Here is a 16,929-nt window from a genome sequence, read left to right as displayed (position 1 = left end):
ACGCCTCGACGGAATCCCAACGCAGAATCGGAAAACCAAGGACCCGCTCTAGAGCGGAATCCGCTCATTCTGGATCGTAGCCTGCGGCTTTGAAGAAGCCGTAGGCGTCTTGTTGCGTGACGAGGTCTGCGATACGGGCGATTGCGGCCCAGAGGCCGTCGATGGAGCGTTCGGCCGCCTTTCGAAGCAGCGCCTTGAGCTTCGAGAAGGCGTTTTCGATCGGGTTGAAGTCCGGGCTGTAGGGCGGGAGGTAGAGCAACTCCGCGCCCGCCGCTTCGATCGCCGCACGGACGCCTGCTCCCTTGTGGCTGCCGAGATTGTCCATGATCACGACGTCGCCGAGCTTAAGCTTGGGAACCAGGACCTGGTCGACGTAGGCCTGGAAGCTGCGGCCGTTGATCGGGCCGTCGAGCGCCATCGGGGCGACCATTCCTGAGAGCCGCAGGCCCGCCACGAAGGTGGTGGTCTTCCAGTGGCCGTGCGGGACGGCGGCGCGCAGACGCTCGCCCCGCGGCGCCCGGCCGCTCCTCCTCGCCATGTTGGTGGACGCCCACGTCTCGTCGATGAATACAAGCCGTTCGGGATCGAGGTCGGGCTGCGCCGCGAACCAGTCCCGCCGCCGCTTCAGGACGTCGGGCCGATCCTGCTCTTCGGCGTGCGCGGTCTTTTTTTGACCGTGATCCCTCGCCGTCGAGGAACCGCCACAGCCCGCCATAGCCGACGCGCGCCCCGCGTTCGGCGAGCGCCGTCCGCAGTTCCTGCAGGGTGGCGTCGGGCGAGGCTTCGAGCAGCGACAGGATCAGCGGTCCGTGCGCCTCGATCGTCTGCGAGCGCTGGTCGCCGCCCATCGCCTTCGGGCTCGGATCGCCATGCTCGCGATCAAGCGTCCGCCATCGGCTCACGCTCGCTGCGCTGACGCCAAAGCGCTCGGCCGCCTGACGATGGCTGAGACCTGCCTCGACCGAGGCGAGAACCCGGACCCGGAGATCCATCGACAACGGTGTCGCCATGCCGCCAGCCTCCTCCCGGCCGACAGGCTGAATCACAAACCAAAGCTCACGGGAATCCCAATCCGATTCAAAACGCTCGGATAGCGCTCTAACGCCGCATTTATCACCTTCGCCGCCGGATTCGTTCGACGCAATTCAGGTTCACCACTCCGCCAGCCCAACGCAGTAGGTGATCCGTCGGTAGCGTAGCGTTTCGGGCTGCGAGGTGAGAATGTCGGCAGTCAGGGCCGCCTNACCAAAGCTCACGGGAATCCCAATCCGATTCAAAACGCTCGGATAGCGCTCTAGGCAAACAGGCTGCCGCCACGATCTTGCGGACCTGTGAACTGGTCCGCCAGGGTGGGTTCAGTTCCACCACGACGAGAGGAAAGAAGGCGGCTCCGTCGTCTATGACTGCGGAAGGGCCCGCGCCGATTACGGCATCGGGCACAGCTCATATGCTGTAATCTGTGGACCAATGGCCCGGCCGAGCGAATGTTCAACGGCGATCTCCACCGCGACCTTGAAGGGGAGCGCCACCACCTCCGCCGCAGCCGCAGAGCGCGAACTCTTGGCTCATGCCTCTCGATTCACAGCATCATAGCCATTCGAGTAGCGTCTGGTCGTACTCGGCGGCGTCCACCTCATTGAGCATGCCTTCCGCGAGTACCCACTGGCGTGCGGCTTCACCGACGGCCCGCGTGCCCTCGAGGTCCGCCGCGCGGGCGAGGATCGCGTCGCGCCATGGGCGAGGATCGTCGGCGCAGAGCGTGCCCGGCGCGCCGGCCTCGACAAGCTCGCGATAGACGGGCGTGTCGGAATAGACGCCGTCGAGCCCAAGCGCGCTGAGCTCAAGCAGCTTGAGGCCTGACTTGAACGCGTTGAACTCGCCCTTCACCAGCGGCGCCGCCCCAAACGCGCAGTCAGCCGCGGTCTGCTTAAGCCAGGCGACGAACTCGGGATAGTTGCGGGCGTCGGCAGGAATCGCGACAGACTCGAACCAGGGCACGTTGAACTCCGGCGTGCGCGAGAAGCCGCCGACGACCTTGAGCCGCAGCCTGTCATTAATCGCATAGGCCTGCGAGAAGGCCGCGATCAGCAGCGTCAGATCAGTGTCGTGGGTGCGGTTACCGAAGTAGAGGACGTTGATGGACCCGTAGTCGTCGACGGACCGAGCGACCTTCTCGCCCCAGATCCGGTAGCTGAGCTTGTTCGGCATCACGCGGATGTTGGAGTTGAGCCGGCCGAGCTGCTGCTCGAGCGCCGGCGTCGAAACGATCAGTCCCGCCGCGCCGGCTACCAGCTTCTCGAGATGGGAAGCGTACATCCGGTAGGTGCCGTCAGCGTCCTTGTCGGCGGGCACGTTGAGGAGGTCGTCGTCGATCTCGAAGACGTAGCGGATCCGCTCGCGCTTCGCTTGGCGAACGAATTCGTCGACCATGAACATCGGGACTGCGTTCCGCTGGATGACCGCACGACACGGGATGTTCAAATGGGCGATCGACAGCAGGTCCTGCGGGGTCGCCCGGCGGTATTTGTTGTGCCGGCCGTATTTGTTGATCGTCCGTTCCCAGACGCGGATGTGGGTCGACGGCGGAGCGGCGCGCAGCCCTCCGGGGCAAATGGTCATGATCGCGCCGCTGCCGCCAGGGCTCGCCGCGTCGCTCTCAATCACCTGGACGGCACGGTTGTTGCGCAGTGCCGAGTCGTAGGCTGCAAGATAGGCGAGCGCCATATTCTCGATATTGTTCGCGGTGCCCCAACTCTGCTGCCAGACCCTTGCAGCATCGACCTTCTGGGTCCACTCGCCCTTATCCGACAGGAGAGCCCAGAGCTGCTGGACGAGCGTCGCGCCGTCGGCCTGTGGCAGCACCCAGCCGGCGCCGCTGGCGCGGACGCGGTCGGCGACGGTAGCGTAGTCCAGCACCACGGCTGGGATGCCGCTCGCCCATAGCTCTGTCAACACATGGCAGTAGGTCTCGTTCCAGATCGACAGAACGAGGCCCGCCGACGGTTGGACCTTGGCCAACAGCTCGTTAATCTTCGAGCGTTCGTACTTGCCATGCACCTTGACGTTGGGCGGCAGGTCGCTCAGAGCGCACTTGCCGATCACGTGGAACTCGAACCGGCGCTCGACGTCGGCCTCGGCCATCTCCTTGAGTAGGAACGCGCCCTTCGCGATGTCGATGCCGCCCGGCACCGCAATGCGGATCGGCTGGCAATGCGAGCGCGGGACGGCGGCGGCGTTCCCCCATGTCAGCGAGCGACCGTGCTCTATGACGTGCATCGCGCCGAGGTCGAGGCCCGGCAGGTTTGACGTTATCAACGCCTTCGCGCTCGGCGAAGTGGTGAAGTAGCCGTCGCAATGGCGGAGCGCTTCGGTGAAGTTCTCGCGCCAAGAATAGAGCCACTGATCCCTGAGCGGCGGGAACTTGACGCCGGCCCAGAGCTCGGCCGTGCATTCGTCGCCCGTCCCGCAGACGCCACCGCAGAACTTGTTTTCTCCGTTGAGCAGCTTCACCGTGGGGCATAGCGCGTAATAGTCGTGGAACGAATAGAAGACCTGGAGGCCCGCTTCCTTGGCAGTTTGCAGCAGGCCGAGGCTGTGCCACGCCAGATGGCGGACGTGCATTATCTCGAAGTCGAACTCGACCAGCCACTGCTTGACTATCTCGTCGTACTCCCGCGAGCGGTGGGTCATCGGCTCGACCGGCTCGGTCAGTGTCTGATCGCAAACAAGAGTCTCCTTGCCCTTTTCGTATCGCGCGAGAAACAATGTCTCGCAGTCGCATCTGAGCGTCCACGTCTCGAAGACCTCCTCAAGACCCTGCATCAGGTCCTCGTTGGTCTGCGGCGTGCCACCGGATCGGGTGGAATAGACGTAGAGCGCTCTCGGCAGAACGCGCTCGCCGCGCTCGGCCGCGGCAAACGCCTTGCGGACGTCGTAGCGGACGAGTCGCATGCTCGTGCTGGTGCGGAACTGGGGGATGAGCCGCCCGTAAGTGGGATAGCGCTGGTCGACGATCGCGCGCCCATGGGCGACAAGGCCCGCGCGGCGATCGCCGAAGCTCTTCGACCGCTCATGATAGACGTAGGTCGACCCGTCGATTAGGTGCAGCCATCCGCGCGCGCCGCAACGCATGCTGAAGTCGTTCTCCTCGCCGTAACCGGCGGGGAAAGCCTCGACATCGAACGCGCCAACGTCATCCAGCGCGTCCCGGCGGAGGTAGAAGCAGAATCCGCTTCCCGTTGGCACTTCGGGCGCGACACCGCTGCTGTGACGCCTCACGAGGCGGGCGAGGTCCTCCTCGCTGATGTTGTGTGGCAGCGGGTTCTGGACGCCAATTTCTGGCGCGGAAAAGGCGCCGGCGTTATCGGACAGCGCGGTGACAGTGCCGACCGTATCGGAGGAATAGGCAAGGTCGCGCATGCTGTAGAGCCAGCGCGCCGTGACCCGCGCGTCGGAATTCAACAGCACGACGTCATGGCCGGGCGCGGCCGCGACGCCGTCGTTCACAGTGGCTGTGTAGCCCTTGTTCTTCTCGTGGACGATGACTCGGACGTTAGGAAGCTTAGCCGCCTCACTAAGATACCGGGTGAGCTCCGGGTTCTCGCTGCCGTCGTCAATGAGGAGGATTGGCACTAAGCTTGGGGTGTATTTGAGTAGCGACTCCATGCACGCTTTAAGGTCGTCGAGCGCGTTGTAGACCGGGATGACCACTGCGACCGGCCTGCGACGCAGCCGCAGCGTCTGCGCCCTGGCCGGAACGTGCACGCCTTCCTGCGGCATGTTGAAGACAGGCGAGCGGACGCCGCCTAGTGCCTCTGCGACGATCTGCAGCGCGCTCTTAGCGCGGAGCGCGAGCGGGATCTTGACCGTAAAGCCGCCGAGGCCGGTCGACAGCTTGCCGCGCTGCAGGTCCGGCCGCGGGAGATCGTTGCGCACGCGACAGAATTCGACATCGTTTATGAAGATGGCCACATCGAATATTGCGCTCGGGTCGAGGCGCGAGACAGCCCAACCCTGCAGCTTGCCCTCACGCATCCGCTCGAGGCGGATAATCGGGTCCGACGCGGCGGCCATCGAAGCCGCCGGAGTGTTGAGCGGTAGCAGTGTCGCGATCTCCTCCGCCGCCGGAGGAAGCGGCAGATGCACGATCGGCACGTCGCGCTCGACATCGATGATCGTAACGTGCTCGCCCTGCGGCATGTCCGTCGGAAGAACGATCTCGAAGCCATACGGCCCGAAGGACAAGGCGCTGACTCCCGGTTGGACCTTGTTCGCCGGGAACGTGCCGTCGAGATCGTGGTCACCAATGCGAAGCGCAAGGGTGACGGATTGCCAGCCCTGATAAGCCACCCAGCCCATGATGCGGCTGCGGTTGATGACACTGACATCACACGTGTAGGCGAGATTGCGCTCGATGTGGGCCCGCGCCTTTAGCAGGTCCTTCTCGCCAGCGACTTCGCGGACCGCGAGCACGACCGCGCCTGCCGGCAGGCAGATGTCCTCGAATTCAAAACCGAACGCACCGGGGCCGTCCATCTTGGCAGCGAGGTCGCCGCGGTAGTGGTTGGCCTGGATTGGCCCCGCGAGCAACTTGCCATTGGCCCAGAGCTCGATGTCAACCGGATCGGGGACGCCAACCTTGCGCAACCAACCCTTCACGTGCGCCGGGCTGACCCGTTCGATCGCGCCCCGATGCGCGCCTTCCTGCACAATCTCGCGCAACTGGTGCGCGGCGTCGCTGCTCGATGAGCGGAGCACGACTTTCGCCAGATTGCCGGGGCTCGTGCGGACGTTGAGCGGCTCGTCGAAGACGCTGCCCTGCCGCGGGTCGTCTCCTGCGAGCAGAGCGGAGTGGCCCAGAGAAAGGCCGCTCACCGGCACCGCCAGCCCGCTGACGATCAGCTCTTGGTCAGAAGAAGGCTCGTTGATCCAACCGATGATGCGGTCGCTGAACAGCGCGATGACGCCGAAGGGCGGCTGCGAGGCTGAATCAACCATGGGCATAGTCAACCTCAGTCCCACCATGGACGAAATAAGGTGAACCCACCTATTTCAGCTCGCTCGTCCGTGTCAAGGCGACGATATGCAGCACGTGATCCTTGTATTGAGCGGCCGAGGGCGATTCATTATGAGCGAATGAGTGACTGCACCGGCACCGACTATATCGCACTCACGCGGCCTTCTTCAGCGTAGCCCAGAATTCGTTCGAGCCTTGGACGGTGTCCTCGATCGCGTCGATTTCCAACGTACAATGGCCGGCCGACCGTAGGTCTCCGACGCACCGCCTGAAGCTCGCAGGGGTGAACACCCAGCAATGCGCGTCAGTGTACACCTTGCTCTGCTCTTTCGCCATCTTGACCGCCCTCTCCAGCGAGAAGCGCGGCCGGAAATCTTTAGGTGGCTTGCCCTGCCAGATCGCCTCGAGATCGACCTTCTGGTGGTAGTAAAAGTGATCCATGAGCTGCCAGACATCCGGCTTCTCAAGCTTGTCGGAGTGCGCGCGTATCATCTCCGTCGCGCGGGTCTCGGGCCGGAAGTAGTCGAAAGTGTAGCGCCGGTCCGGCACCGCAAGGAACAGTAAACCTCCAGACCTCAGCAAGTCGTGCGACTGCTTGAGCCAGTAAATTGCATCTGGAACATGCTCGATCACATGGTTTGCGACGATCAGATCGAACTTCTCGCGGATGCCCTTCGCAAAGTGACTCGACTTGACGACAAAATCGACGTCTACGATCCGATCTGGCATGCGGCGCGGATTGTTCTTATGCATCTCCCTTAACTCGGGGCCGGAGAAGAAGTCGAGATAGCGGACCTTGTCGCCGGAATCTTTCCGGAACGTCGCGTTGTCGAATGCGCCCACCTCGAGGATCGAGGGCTTCACCTTGCCGAACCTGTTAATCAAGTACTGGCGACGACGCGTTCCGATTTTGCTGAACATGGATTGCGTCTCAATGATGTCTGCTTCGGAACGTCCGAATAACGGCCGGTGCGGCAGCCGCGCGGTCTATGTCGCCGCCACCCTCTGGCCGGCGGCGACGTAACGCCGCTTGGTCACGTCGGTGTGGCCATAGAGCGAGGAGTCTATATCAGGGAAATCGGGCGCGAGAAAGTCAGCCAGCTCCTTGCCATCGTGACGGTCGATGTCAAATAATAGCAATCGGGCGTCGTTGTGCTGCGAGAAAAACCGGAGGACCTTGGCGTGGTGGTCGTACCAGTCGATCCTCCAGTAATTGATGACGTCCTCGTCGCGGCCGACGCCGAGCACATCTTTCATCCGCGCGATGAACGCCCTGTGCTGAGAGCGGCTGCGCAGCCAATCTTCGCAGTGCCTCGTATTCATGATGAAGTAGGCGTTCGGATGGTGCTTATAGAGATACTCGAACTCCTTGTAGGGCTCGAGGCAGACTGAGTAGTCGACGTGGATCATGTCGAGATAGGCGACAGCCTCCGGCGTCTTGCTGAAAGGCGCCCGGCCCTCTTTCATGTCATCGAAGAATTGCAGCGCGATCTTTCCCTTCTCCCAATGAAGGGTAGGGATGTCGTTATCTTGAAAGAACCTGGCCTGTGACTGCGTGGCGCAGCGGTTGAAGCCGATCTGCAAGATTAGGGGCTTGGCTGCTGTCATCTATGCGCTCCGGCTGACGCGCGAGGGGTGAGGCTGACCTGCGCCATTGGCGACCCGCCGACCCGCTCAGCTCGTCGACGCCTGGAGCTCGTGGTACTTCTTTAGAAGCCGCGAATAAGTGACCCGATGGACCATCGTAGCCACCTTGCCCTTCACCCGGTGCCGCGCAAGTGTCGGTGCGAGGGGCGCGCCCGACCGAACGAACACCAGGCAGTTCTGCTGAATCCACGGGAAGACTCGGCGGTCCTCCCACACGACGCGGCGGATCGCGTCATAGGCGTCGAAGCCTTCCTCGCGGAACAGGCCGACCCAGTATTCCGGCCACTGCTCGTTAATGTGGCCCGCGCCGCCCTGTCCAGGCATCGCCGCGGAGAAAATCGCTGCGTCGCCGTGCCGCGTGATTGTGGCGACGAGGTCGCGCGCCGCCTCCGGCTTCAGGTGCTCGCCGACCTCGATCGAGATCACGAGGTCGAACTTACGGCCGAGGTCCATCGGCGTGTTAAGGTCCTGCTCGATGAACTCGGACGGCTCGATGCCTAGGAACTCGGTCTCGATCCAGGGCCCGTCGACTCCGAGCACCTCCCTTGCACCGAGCTCCTTGGCGGAGGCGAGCCAGGCGCCGACGCCGCAACCGATGTCGAGCACCGACGGGAACTCCATGTGCTTGCGCAACACCCCGAGGACGACGGAAGCCGCTGCCCGACGCTTCTCGAATTGTTCGTGATGCTGGCGCTGTACGGTCATGTCGCTTTCCGCTCCCCGATCAAGCTGACCCCGCGGCGTCGAGCGCCCGTCAGCCACGCAATTCCTTTAAAGGATGTTATTGGCGCCGCCGGTCTCGCGCAATCGGTCGGGCGCCGGCTTAGCGCCGGGCCGCCTCTTAACGAAGCGCGCCGCCGCCGCAGCGGAGGGATCCTCTCTTGAGGCTGTGCGCTGGAACACTCGCGATTGGCGGAAGAAAAATGCGCTGCATGAAGGGTCGGAGAACGTCCATATAAGCGACGAGTTCGGCGCGTTGTGGCTCGAGCAGTTCTTCCAGCGACTAAGCCGACCGGCAATCCGACGAGGCGGCGCCCCTGTCTGACCGGGCGGCGCTGGCGGCGGTTCAAGCGGTCGGACTTTGTTCATGCGGCGGACCGAAGAGGCCTGGCGACAAGGCTGGCGGCGCGTCCTGCATCTCGCGCGCGTCATAGGCCGCCATGATCGCGGCGAGCGCCTCGGCACGCGCGTCGGCGGTCAGGGCGCGCCAGCGCAGCAAAAGGTCGTATGTCTCTCGGACGGGCGGGCTCAGGAAGCCGGCCTCGTTGAGCTCCGATGGCGCGGCCGTGTGGTGCCGGTCGCTCGGTGAGACAAATTCACGTAGCTCCTTCAGGCGCTTCCCGGCGATTGTGCCCTCCCGGCCGATGTCGGCGACGAGCGCCGACAGTGCCGCCGCCGGGTCGCGCAGCAGCTCGTCGTAAGAGAGCACGCTCGCGAGCGCGACGCTCGGCCCGGCCGCGAGCGCGCCGAGCGCATAACGCAGCCAGAGCCGCGCGGCGCGCGCCTCGTCCATGCCGTTGCGGCAATTGAGCGACCGTGCGACTTCGACGGGGTTGCGGTGGATAAAGACGAAGTGAGCATCGTAGGATTCCGAAAGCGCCGCACTCCACAGCGGAGCGAGCAGGCAGATCCGCGGATCCTTGATCACGACCGACCGCGCGGTGCCATAGGCGGAACGTAGCGCGGCGCGGGCCGGCGCGCTCCACATCTCCGTCAGCCGCTCAGCGACAAAGTCGCGGCTTTCTGCGAGGCTGCGGCCCTCGACGCGCCAGGGCGCGGGATCGCTCCAGCCTGACCCGACCGACCTTAGGATTCGGTTGTTGAGGCGCACCACGGGCCGCGCCTCCCAGAACCCCTTTGGGTTGTCGGCCTGCGCCGGGAGCAGCGATGCGGCTTGGCGGAAGCCGAAGAATGACAGCGAGCGCGAAAGCGCGGACGTACCTGACCGGTGCATGCCGAGCACAACGACGGCGGCCGCCCTGTCGGCTGCTTGCGTCGTGGGCGCGTCGCACTTTCCAAGGCTCATCTCGTGGCCGCCCAGGCGTGCAGCTTCAACCGTACGTTAGGGCCGCCGGCCGGTCGGCGGCGAACTCCGCCGCGAGACGACAGAGCCGCTCGCCATAGGAGATGTTCATGTGTGCGTAGTCCTCTTTCGTCGCCGGGTCGTGGTAGCGGTACTCGTCCCTGGTGAAAAACCCGTCGGCCAGTGTGTCGTCAGGTTGCGCCACGAAAGTTGCGCCATGAGCAGCACAGGCGTCGCGGCAGGCGGCGCGGAACGCCGCGTAGAGATTTGGCCCCCACGAGCGCGCCGCGCTGGACCAGCGGCCGACCCCGATCGCGTTCGCTTTGCCTTCCGTGGAAGCGAGCAGCCCCTCGAGGGGGTTCGGCTGCGGCATCACGAACAGCGGGCCGGCGTACACATGGCGGATCTTGCCGCAGAGCCGGAGCGCGTCGGACGCCGCGGCCGCGTCCACCAGCGCGTCGTGGAAGGCTCCCTCCGAGATCAGGTGGCCTCCGCCGGCGGCACCAGCGCTCCAGGGGCGGTAGGCCGAAAAGAGTCGGACCGCGGCAGCAAGCGACAGCTCCATCCCGACCACTGCGACGATTTCGAAGCGGGACAGGTCGATGTGGTTGTCGCCGGAGACGCGGCGCAGCAGCGAGGAGGATTGCGGCGTCCCCGCTCGCAGGGTGGAGCCGTCTAGCACGAGCTCGCCCATCGCCCGCATGGGCGCGCCGAAGACTGTGAGGTCGATCCCGGAATGGTCGCCGCGCATGCCGGGCCAGGCCAGTCGCGCGCAGGCGACATGCGAGTTGCCGAGCATCAGGATCGGAGTCATCGGGCGAACGCTTCGAGCAGGACCTCTTCGCAGACGAGTTCGTCTTCAAACGCCTGCGCGGTTTCAGCCGCCGCGACAGGCCGCGCGGGCGCATCTGGGTCGGCGTCGCCTGCATCGCGCAGGCCATGCGCCTTCAGGAACACCCGCATCACCTGCGCGACGCCGTTGGCGCGCACCGAGCGCAGGTTCGGCTCGAAGAACGTGCCCATCGACTGCGGGCCGAAGACCATCTCGAAGGACGGGAAGTAGTCGACGTCATCGAGTTCAGCGGAGAGCTCACCGGCGACCGCGCGCAGCGTCGCTTTCGATCGCATGGTCGCAACCAGAACGTGGTCCTTCGTGGCGGTAGCCGTAAGTGGAACCGGCGAGACCGTCAGGATGAAGCGCAGCGATGGGTTGATTGCCTTGAGCGCCTCGCGAGTTGCGATGAAGTCATCATAGATCTCGCGGAAGGTGAAGTTGTGGAACTTGCATCGCGACGTGGCGAAGTCGCCGCCGAGTGTTCCCGGTGCCGTTGGGAACACCGTGCCGGACGGCGCGTCGACCCACGCCTCGGTCAGTCCCATCGTGAAGATCAGCAGGTCGGCGCGGGAGAATAGCAGCTTGACCGCCGCGAGGTGCTGCGCGCGATGGGCCACGACCTCGTCCGGCCTCGTCAGCCCCTTCGGCTCGACCGACGGCCTGAGCCCATCGATGAAGGCGTCGCCCTTTGTCCAGATCCAGTTGTTCGGCGTAAACTGGCCCGAGCACTCCCGCACGAGCTGGAGCAACTGCCGGACAGTGTAGATGTTGCCGTACCGAGCCGAGTAAATGCCGTAGCCGTATTTCCTGGCGATCGCATCCGACATGGCCGGCGGCGGCGGCTCTACATCGAGGATGTTGCAGCCGGTGCGCTTTAGGTAGCTGCCGATATGCTGCGCAAAGCAGCTGCCGGCCGTCGCGACGTTGTAGCTGCGCTTGATCGGGAACTTCGCGACGTAGATGTCGTCGGCGACCCCCGGCGAGTGCCCGACGACGCCGGATCGCCAGAAGTTTCTGGGAGGAAGATTCTCGTAGGGTGAGTCCAAAATCCCGCCTCCCGGCCGTCACGCGAGGCCGATTAAACCGTCCGGCCTCATGCGTGGCAAGCGCCCACCGGCCGTCGCGAAACGTCGCGGCGGGCAGCCGTCGTCACCCGGCGCCACTGTCGCTTGTCACAGACCGCGCAGTCCGTAGAGACGCCAAAGTGGCGTCGCCGCTTGACAGGATCATGCGCATGGGTCCAAGCAGCCTAAACTGTGAGTTTCTGTCCGGCAAAGGGTCGACTCGCTGGACGAAGTTGGATTGCCGAAATGTCTCTGACGAGTGTCAAGACTGCCGAGGAGTCGCCGTACGCGTCCCTGAAGGTGCTCGGCTATGGCCCTGTCACTGAGATGCTACGGAAGGCGGCGGACGAAATCCATCCCTTCTCGTTCATCCGGCTCGGACATTGCGAGCCACGCATCCTCGGGTTCCCCGACATTTACGGCCGCAAGGACGTCGACCGCTCCCTACGCCGTCAATTTGGCCGGAAGAACATACTTAACGAAGACCTTATCAAAATTCGCGGCGATATGCGCGAGGCTGTCGTTAACGCCGACCTCATTGGTATCGGGATCAAAGAAAAGCCTGAGAATGAGCTCGACGAGATCTGGCTCAACACGCCGCGCATCCTGATGCGCGACGGCTTAGTCCGCGACCAAACGTTCTGCCACGTCAACATCCACTACCACCTGCTGCATGTCCGCTTCGCGGAGAGCATCCTCAAAGACCGGGAAGAGGTCTGCGTCATCACCTGCCGCGACGTGACAGAGGGGTTCCGGAACAACTTCGGTGTCAAGAACATCGAGTGGCTGAAGATTCCCGAACACGCCTCGACAGCCGAAAATCGCACGCCGCTCGGGCTGCACTGGCCAGATGCCTATTACGCGACGCTCGAGGCGATCAAGAAGGTCGGGCCGCGACTCTACCTCGTCGGGGCTGGCTTCCTCGGCAAAGCGTATTGCAACCAGATCAAGAAGATCGGTGGCGTCGCGCTCGACATGGGTTCGGTTTTCGACGTATGGGCTGGCGTGAACAGCCGCTCCGGTCACACGAAGATCATCGACGAGTTCAAGCTCGGCTGAATCGCACGTCGCGCCCCGGGTTTTTTGCCAAGCGTCCGATGTCTCCCAGGCTTTGAGCGAAGCGCGGTTCACGGCGCACGCGCTGGCAAGCCCTACATTTGTCATCTTCACGCGGGCAAAATCCCTTCGGGCCGTGCCGGCGTCCATAGACGACAAAATGGGCGGGTGCTCGGGGCCGCTGATCGATGACACACACACGCGTTCGCCCGACCTGGTCGCTGCGCTCCGCTGCGGCGGTACTGCAACTCCTGCTTGCGGGACTCGTCGCTGCGCCCGCTGCGCACGCGCTCGACCCCGAGGTCATGGCGCTTGCGAACCGGCTGAGCTGGGGCGGCGGCTCGCCGCCAGCCGTATCAACGGAGGAGTACCTCAGGGACCAGCTCCACCCGCCGGCAAACGACGGCCTGCCGCAGGCTCTGCAGGATCGGATCGCCACGATGGAGATTTCACGCCGGGACCCGCTCGAACTGACGGCCCAACAGGAGAAACTCCGCAAGGAGCTCGCGGCCGTGAAGGGCAAGCCTTCCTATGGCGAGATGCACAAAGCCTACAACGCTAAGATCCGCTCTTGGCAGCAGGAGGCGTCGGAGCGCTCACTGCTGCGCTCGGTTTATTCGCAGAACCAGCTGAAGGAGCAGCTGGTCTGGTTCTGGTACAACCACTTCAACGTTCATTGGCGCAAGGGCCGCGTCCAGCCGTTGTTCGCGGACTTCGAGGAGAGCGCGATTCGACCGCGCGTACTCGGCCGCTTTAAGGACCTGCTGAACGCGACCGTGTTCCATCCGGCGATGCTATTCTACCTCGACAACCGGGCGAACAAGGCCGGCAAGATCAACGAGAACTACGCTCGTGAGCTGTTGGAGCTCCACACGATGGGCGTCGAGGGCGGTTACTCCCAGAAGGACGTGCAGGAGCTCGCCCGCGCTCTGACGGGCCTTGCGCCAGACCTGCGCCCACTCGGCGAGCGCTCAAGAGACTCACGAGAACTCTACATCTTCCAGGGCGTGCGCCACGACACAGGCGACAAGGTCCTGCTGGGCCAGACTATCAAGGGGCGCCGCAGCGCCGATGAGGTCCGCGCGGTGGTCGACCTGATTGCGCGCCAGCCGGCAACGGCGCGGTTCATCTCGTCCAAGCTTGCCAAGTATTTCTGCTGCGACGAGGTCTCCTCGGCGCTGGTCGATGCGATGGCAGAGACTTTCACAAAGACGGACGGCGACATCGCCGCGGTGCTCGAAACGCTGTTCACCGCGCCGGATTTTCGCCAGTCGCTAGGGCGCAAGTTCAAGGATCCGATGCACTACGTCGTCTCGGCCGCCCGCGTCGCGACTGGAGCCGGCGCCAAGACGGACCCGTCACTGCTGGCGCGCTACATCAGCCAGCTCGGCCAGCGCCCCTACGACCGATCGACGCCGGACGGCTATCCCATCACCGACGCCGCATGGTCCGGCTCGGGTGCCATGATATCCCGCTTCGAGGTCGCGAGCCGGATGTCGCGCAACCCCGGCGACATTCGCGACAGCCCCTATGTGAGGGCGGTCATGTCGAATCTCGGACCCAACACCCGCGCGGCTCTCGCGGGCGCCTCGAATCTCGCGAACTGGAAAACCATCTTTTTCGCATCGCCAGAGTTCATGCATCGCTGAGGTTCACGGCATGGTTCACACGCGCCGATCGTTTCTCGCGACAGGCGGCATGGCTGCCTCGCTCAGCGTGCTCGGAGGCCAGCTCTACGCACTGGCAGCGCAGTCCGCGCCGCGCATGCTGATCGTCTTCCTCCGAGGTGCCTACGACGCCGCCAACGTCGTCATTCCGGTCTCAAGTAGCTTCTACTACGAGTCCCGCCCGACGCTCGCGGTGCCAAAGGAGCGGACCATGGCGCTCGACGACGACTGGGGTTTGCACCCCTCGTTGAAGGAGCCGCTTGAGCTGTTCTGGAACGACAAGCGCATCGCCTTCGTGCCGTTCTGCGGCACCGACAATTTAAGCCGAAGTCATTTCGAGACGCAGGACCGGATCGAATACGGCCTCGCGCACGATGTGGGCTCGGGCCCGTCCGGCTTCATGCAGCGCATCGCGAGCGTGATGAGCGGCTCGAAGCCGATAGCGTTCAGCGATCGGCTTCCGATCGCCTTCTCCGGCTCGATCAATGTGCCGAACTTCACCCTGTCGCCGCGCAAGCTGGCCGTGTCCGGCCGGACGCGCGACGTGATCCAGTCGATGTACGAGCACGACGATCTCGCGCCGGTCGTGGCGCAGGGCTTCTCGGTCCAACAGGACGTTTACAAAGCGATCAACACCGAAATGCGGGGGGCGAACCGCGGTGCCGTCAGCACAAAGGGCTTTGAGCTACTCGCGACGCGCGTTGGCTATCTTATGCGCGAGCGCTTCAACCTCGGCTTCGTTGATATCGGCGGCTGGGACACGCATGTGAACCAAGGCGGCGTCGAAGGCTACCTGCCGAAGCAGGTAGGTTCGCTCGGGCGCGGCCTCGCGGCGCTCGCCAAGACCATGGGCCCTGAATGGGCGAACACGGTGGTGATTGTCGTCAGCGAGTTCGGTCGCACCTTTCGTGAGAACGGCAACCGCGGCACCGACCACGGACATGGCAGCATCTACTGGGTGCTTGGTGGCAGTGTCCATGGCGGACGCATGGCCGGGCCGCAGGTCGAGGTGAAACGAGACACGCTGTTCCAGGACCGTGACTGGCCGGTGCTCACCAACTACCGCAGCCTGATCGGCGGCATCCTTCAGAAGGGATACGGCTTCACCCCGGCGCAGATTCAATTGGTCTTCCCGAGCGCCCCGCCGGCGGATTTAAATCTGGTGTGACGAATTCAAAACACAGCACAAAAGCTATCTATAATAATAACATACTTTAAATCTGTTTAGCAAGAATTAATTATACCTTTTGAAGGTAATTAACTGATCGAGTTCGGCGTTACTCTGAACGCCCGTTCTCCGTGCGAGCTTCGATCGACGCAGCGCTACGTTTGACCGTTCCCAAGGGCGAGGCGGCCGTAAGCGGTTTTCTGGGAGCACCTACTGGCGCGGCGGCTGTCGGTTGATGTTTGGAGCCTGGTTTGGGGCTTTCGGCATATGTCGGTTCCAGCGCTTAAGCATGTGTTGGAGCCGGTTCGGCGCATCGAGGTGTTCACCGGGTTGGCCGCGGGCGGAGTTGGACGGCGGCGGAGAAGGCGACGATCGTCGCCGAGAGCTGCGATCCCGAGGCGTCTGTGTGCGCGGTTGCGCGGCGGCATGGCCTGACGCCGCAGCAGCTCTTCACCTGGCTGCGGGCGCTGTGCATAGAGGCTGAGGCGGTGTTCGTCCAGGTAGTCGTGGCACCGCCGTCGGAGTCTGATCGCGCGCCGAAGCTGGCGGACGCGACGACGGTCCCGCGGTTCTTCGCGACCGGGCGGCCTGATCGAGCTCGAGATCGACGGCGTCGTGGTGCGGGTCGGCCGGGGCACCGAGGCAAAGACCGTCGCGGCGGTGATCCGAGCGTTGAAGGTCGGGGCGTGATCGGACCCTCAGCGTCCGTTCGGGTGCTGGTGGCGACGCGCCCGGTCGACTTCCGCAAGGGCACCGAGAGCCTGGCGGCTTTGGTGAAGGAGGAGCGCGGTGTTAGTGTTCCGGGCCAAGCGGGCCGACCGGGTGAAGCTGATCTTTCTGGGACGGCACGGGCCTGTGCCTTTACGCCAAGCGGCTGGAGAGCGGCGCGTTCCGCTGGCCGAAGATACAGGACGGGGCGATACGGCTGACGCCGGCGCAGCTCGGCGCATTGCTCGAAGGGCTTGACTGGCGGCGGGTCTTCGCGGCCCGAGGCGCCGATCGCGGCGGGGTGATCGCAGCCGCCTGCGGCGGGTGACTCAATCGAAGGTAGGGCGCCTCAAAGCGCCGGCACTGTGCTGTCGTTCGGTCATGGCGGCCCTGGACGCAGACGCGCTTCCGGACGATCCGGCGACCCCGGCCAGCTCTGGGCCTACGCTCGCGACGACCGGCCCTGGGGCGGGAACGACCCGCCCGGCGTCGCCTACGTCTACGCGCCCGACCGCAAGGCCGAGCGGCCCATCGCGCACCTCGAAGGCTTCGTCGGGGTGCTGCAGGCCGACGGCTATGGCGGCTATCGGGCGCTGGCCGAACGAGGCTCCGTGCGGCTGGCCTTCTGTTGGGCGCACGTCCGCAGGCGCTTCTACGAGCTCGACGCCGCGGGCTCCGCTCCGATCGCCTCTGAGGCGCTCGCACGCATCGCCGAGCTCTACCGGATCGAGGGCGGCATCCACGG

General features: G+C 64.3%; 11 protein-coding genes and 3 pseudogenes. 6 read left to right on the top strand and 8 right to left on the bottom strand.

Going from position 1 to position 16,929, the window contains the following annotated elements:
* Positions 1–64 precede the first annotated feature (64 nt).
* The 8 genes from EK403_RS21570 to EK403_RS21535 all read right to left on the bottom strand — a co-directional run bounded on the left by EK403_RS21570 (position 65) and on the right by EK403_RS21535 (position 11,567).
* A protein-coding gene (locus EK403_RS21570) for an IS630 family transposase (protein ID WP_428979637.1) occupies positions 65–1,010 on the bottom strand; the annotation gives its coding sequence in 2 pieces (ribosomal slippage) (positions 65–670 and positions 672–1,010; 945 coding nt in all).
* 577 nt (positions 1,011–1,587) lie between these two features.
* Positions 1,588–5,997 carry a glycosyltransferase gene (locus tag EK403_RS21565; protein WP_164919722.1) on the bottom strand — a complete coding sequence of 1,470 codons (4,410 nt, stop codon included), beginning with the start codon at positions 5,995–5,997 and terminating at the stop codon, positions 1,588–1,590.
* Positions 5,998–6,169: 172 nt separating this feature from the next.
* Positions 6,170–6,937, bottom strand: coding sequence for a class I SAM-dependent methyltransferase (locus EK403_RS21560; RefSeq protein WP_128779515.1), 768 nt, complete (start codon positions 6,935–6,937; stop codon positions 6,170–6,172).
* 66 nt (positions 6,938–7,003) lie between these two features.
* Positions 7,004–7,624, bottom strand: a complete 621-nt coding sequence (locus EK403_RS21555; protein ID WP_128779514.1) for a sulfotransferase — start codon at positions 7,622–7,624, stop codon at positions 7,004–7,006.
* A gap of 66 nt (positions 7,625–7,690) precedes the next feature.
* Positions 7,691–8,368 (bottom strand): class I SAM-dependent methyltransferase, encoded by a 678-nt coding sequence (locus tag EK403_RS21550; protein ID WP_128779513.1) that lies wholly within the window; start codon positions 8,366–8,368, stop codon positions 7,691–7,693.
* A 361-nt stretch (positions 8,369–8,729) separates the two neighbouring features.
* On the bottom strand, positions 8,730–9,689 hold the full coding sequence (locus tag EK403_RS21545; RefSeq protein WP_128779512.1) for a sulfotransferase family protein: 960 nt from the start codon (positions 9,687–9,689) through the stop codon (positions 8,730–8,732).
* A 25-nt stretch (positions 9,690–9,714) separates the two neighbouring features.
* Positions 9,715–10,500 (bottom strand): hypothetical protein, encoded by a 786-nt coding sequence (locus EK403_RS21540; protein WP_128779511.1) that lies wholly within the window; start codon positions 10,498–10,500, stop codon positions 9,715–9,717.
* Positions 10,497–11,567 carry a GSCFA domain-containing protein gene (locus EK403_RS21535; protein ID WP_128779510.1) on the bottom strand — a complete coding sequence of 357 codons (1,071 nt, stop codon included), beginning with the start codon at positions 11,565–11,567 and terminating at the stop codon, positions 10,497–10,499. Before EK403_RS21535 ends, EK403_RS21540 begins: the two co-directional genes overlap by 4 nt.
* Positions 11,568–11,831: 264 nt before the next feature.
* On the opposite strand from EK403_RS21535, the gene EK403_RS21530 reads away from it, so the two are divergent.
* The 6 genes and pseudogenes from EK403_RS21530 to EK403_RS21505 all read left to right on the top strand — a co-directional run.
* Positions 11,832–12,644 (top strand): GT-D fold domain-containing protein, encoded by an 813-nt coding sequence (locus EK403_RS21530; protein ID WP_128779509.1) that lies wholly within the window; start codon positions 11,832–11,834, stop codon positions 12,642–12,644.
* A 185-nt stretch (positions 12,645–12,829) separates the two neighbouring features.
* A complete protein-coding gene (locus EK403_RS21525; RefSeq protein ID WP_128779508.1) occupies positions 12,830–14,290 on the top strand; it encodes a DUF1800 domain-containing protein in 1,461 nt (486 codons plus the stop codon).
* 49 nt (positions 14,291–14,339) lie between these two features.
* Positions 14,340–15,476, top strand: coding sequence for a DUF1501 domain-containing protein (locus tag EK403_RS21520; protein WP_245479843.1), 1,137 nt, complete (start codon positions 14,340–14,342; stop codon positions 15,474–15,476).
* Positions 15,477–15,826: 350 nt separating this feature from the next.
* Positions 15,827–15,943 (top strand): annotated as a pseudogene (locus EK403_RS23840) (transposase); the annotation flags it as partial.
* Positions 15,944–16,162: 219 nt separating this feature from the next.
* Positions 16,163–16,512, top strand: a pseudogene (gene tnpB, locus EK403_RS21510) (IS66 family insertion sequence element accessory protein TnpB).
* Between the two features lie 61 nt (positions 16,513–16,573).
* A pseudogene (locus tag EK403_RS21505) lies at positions 16,574–16,929 on the top strand (IS66 family transposase); the annotation flags it as partial.

It is taken from the genome of Hansschlegelia zhihuaiae (assembly GCF_004103825.1).
GTDB lineage: Bacteria > Pseudomonadota > Alphaproteobacteria > Rhizobiales > Methylopilaceae > Methylopila > Methylopila zhihuaiae.
This window is presented reverse-complemented; position numbering and strand designations above follow the sequence as displayed.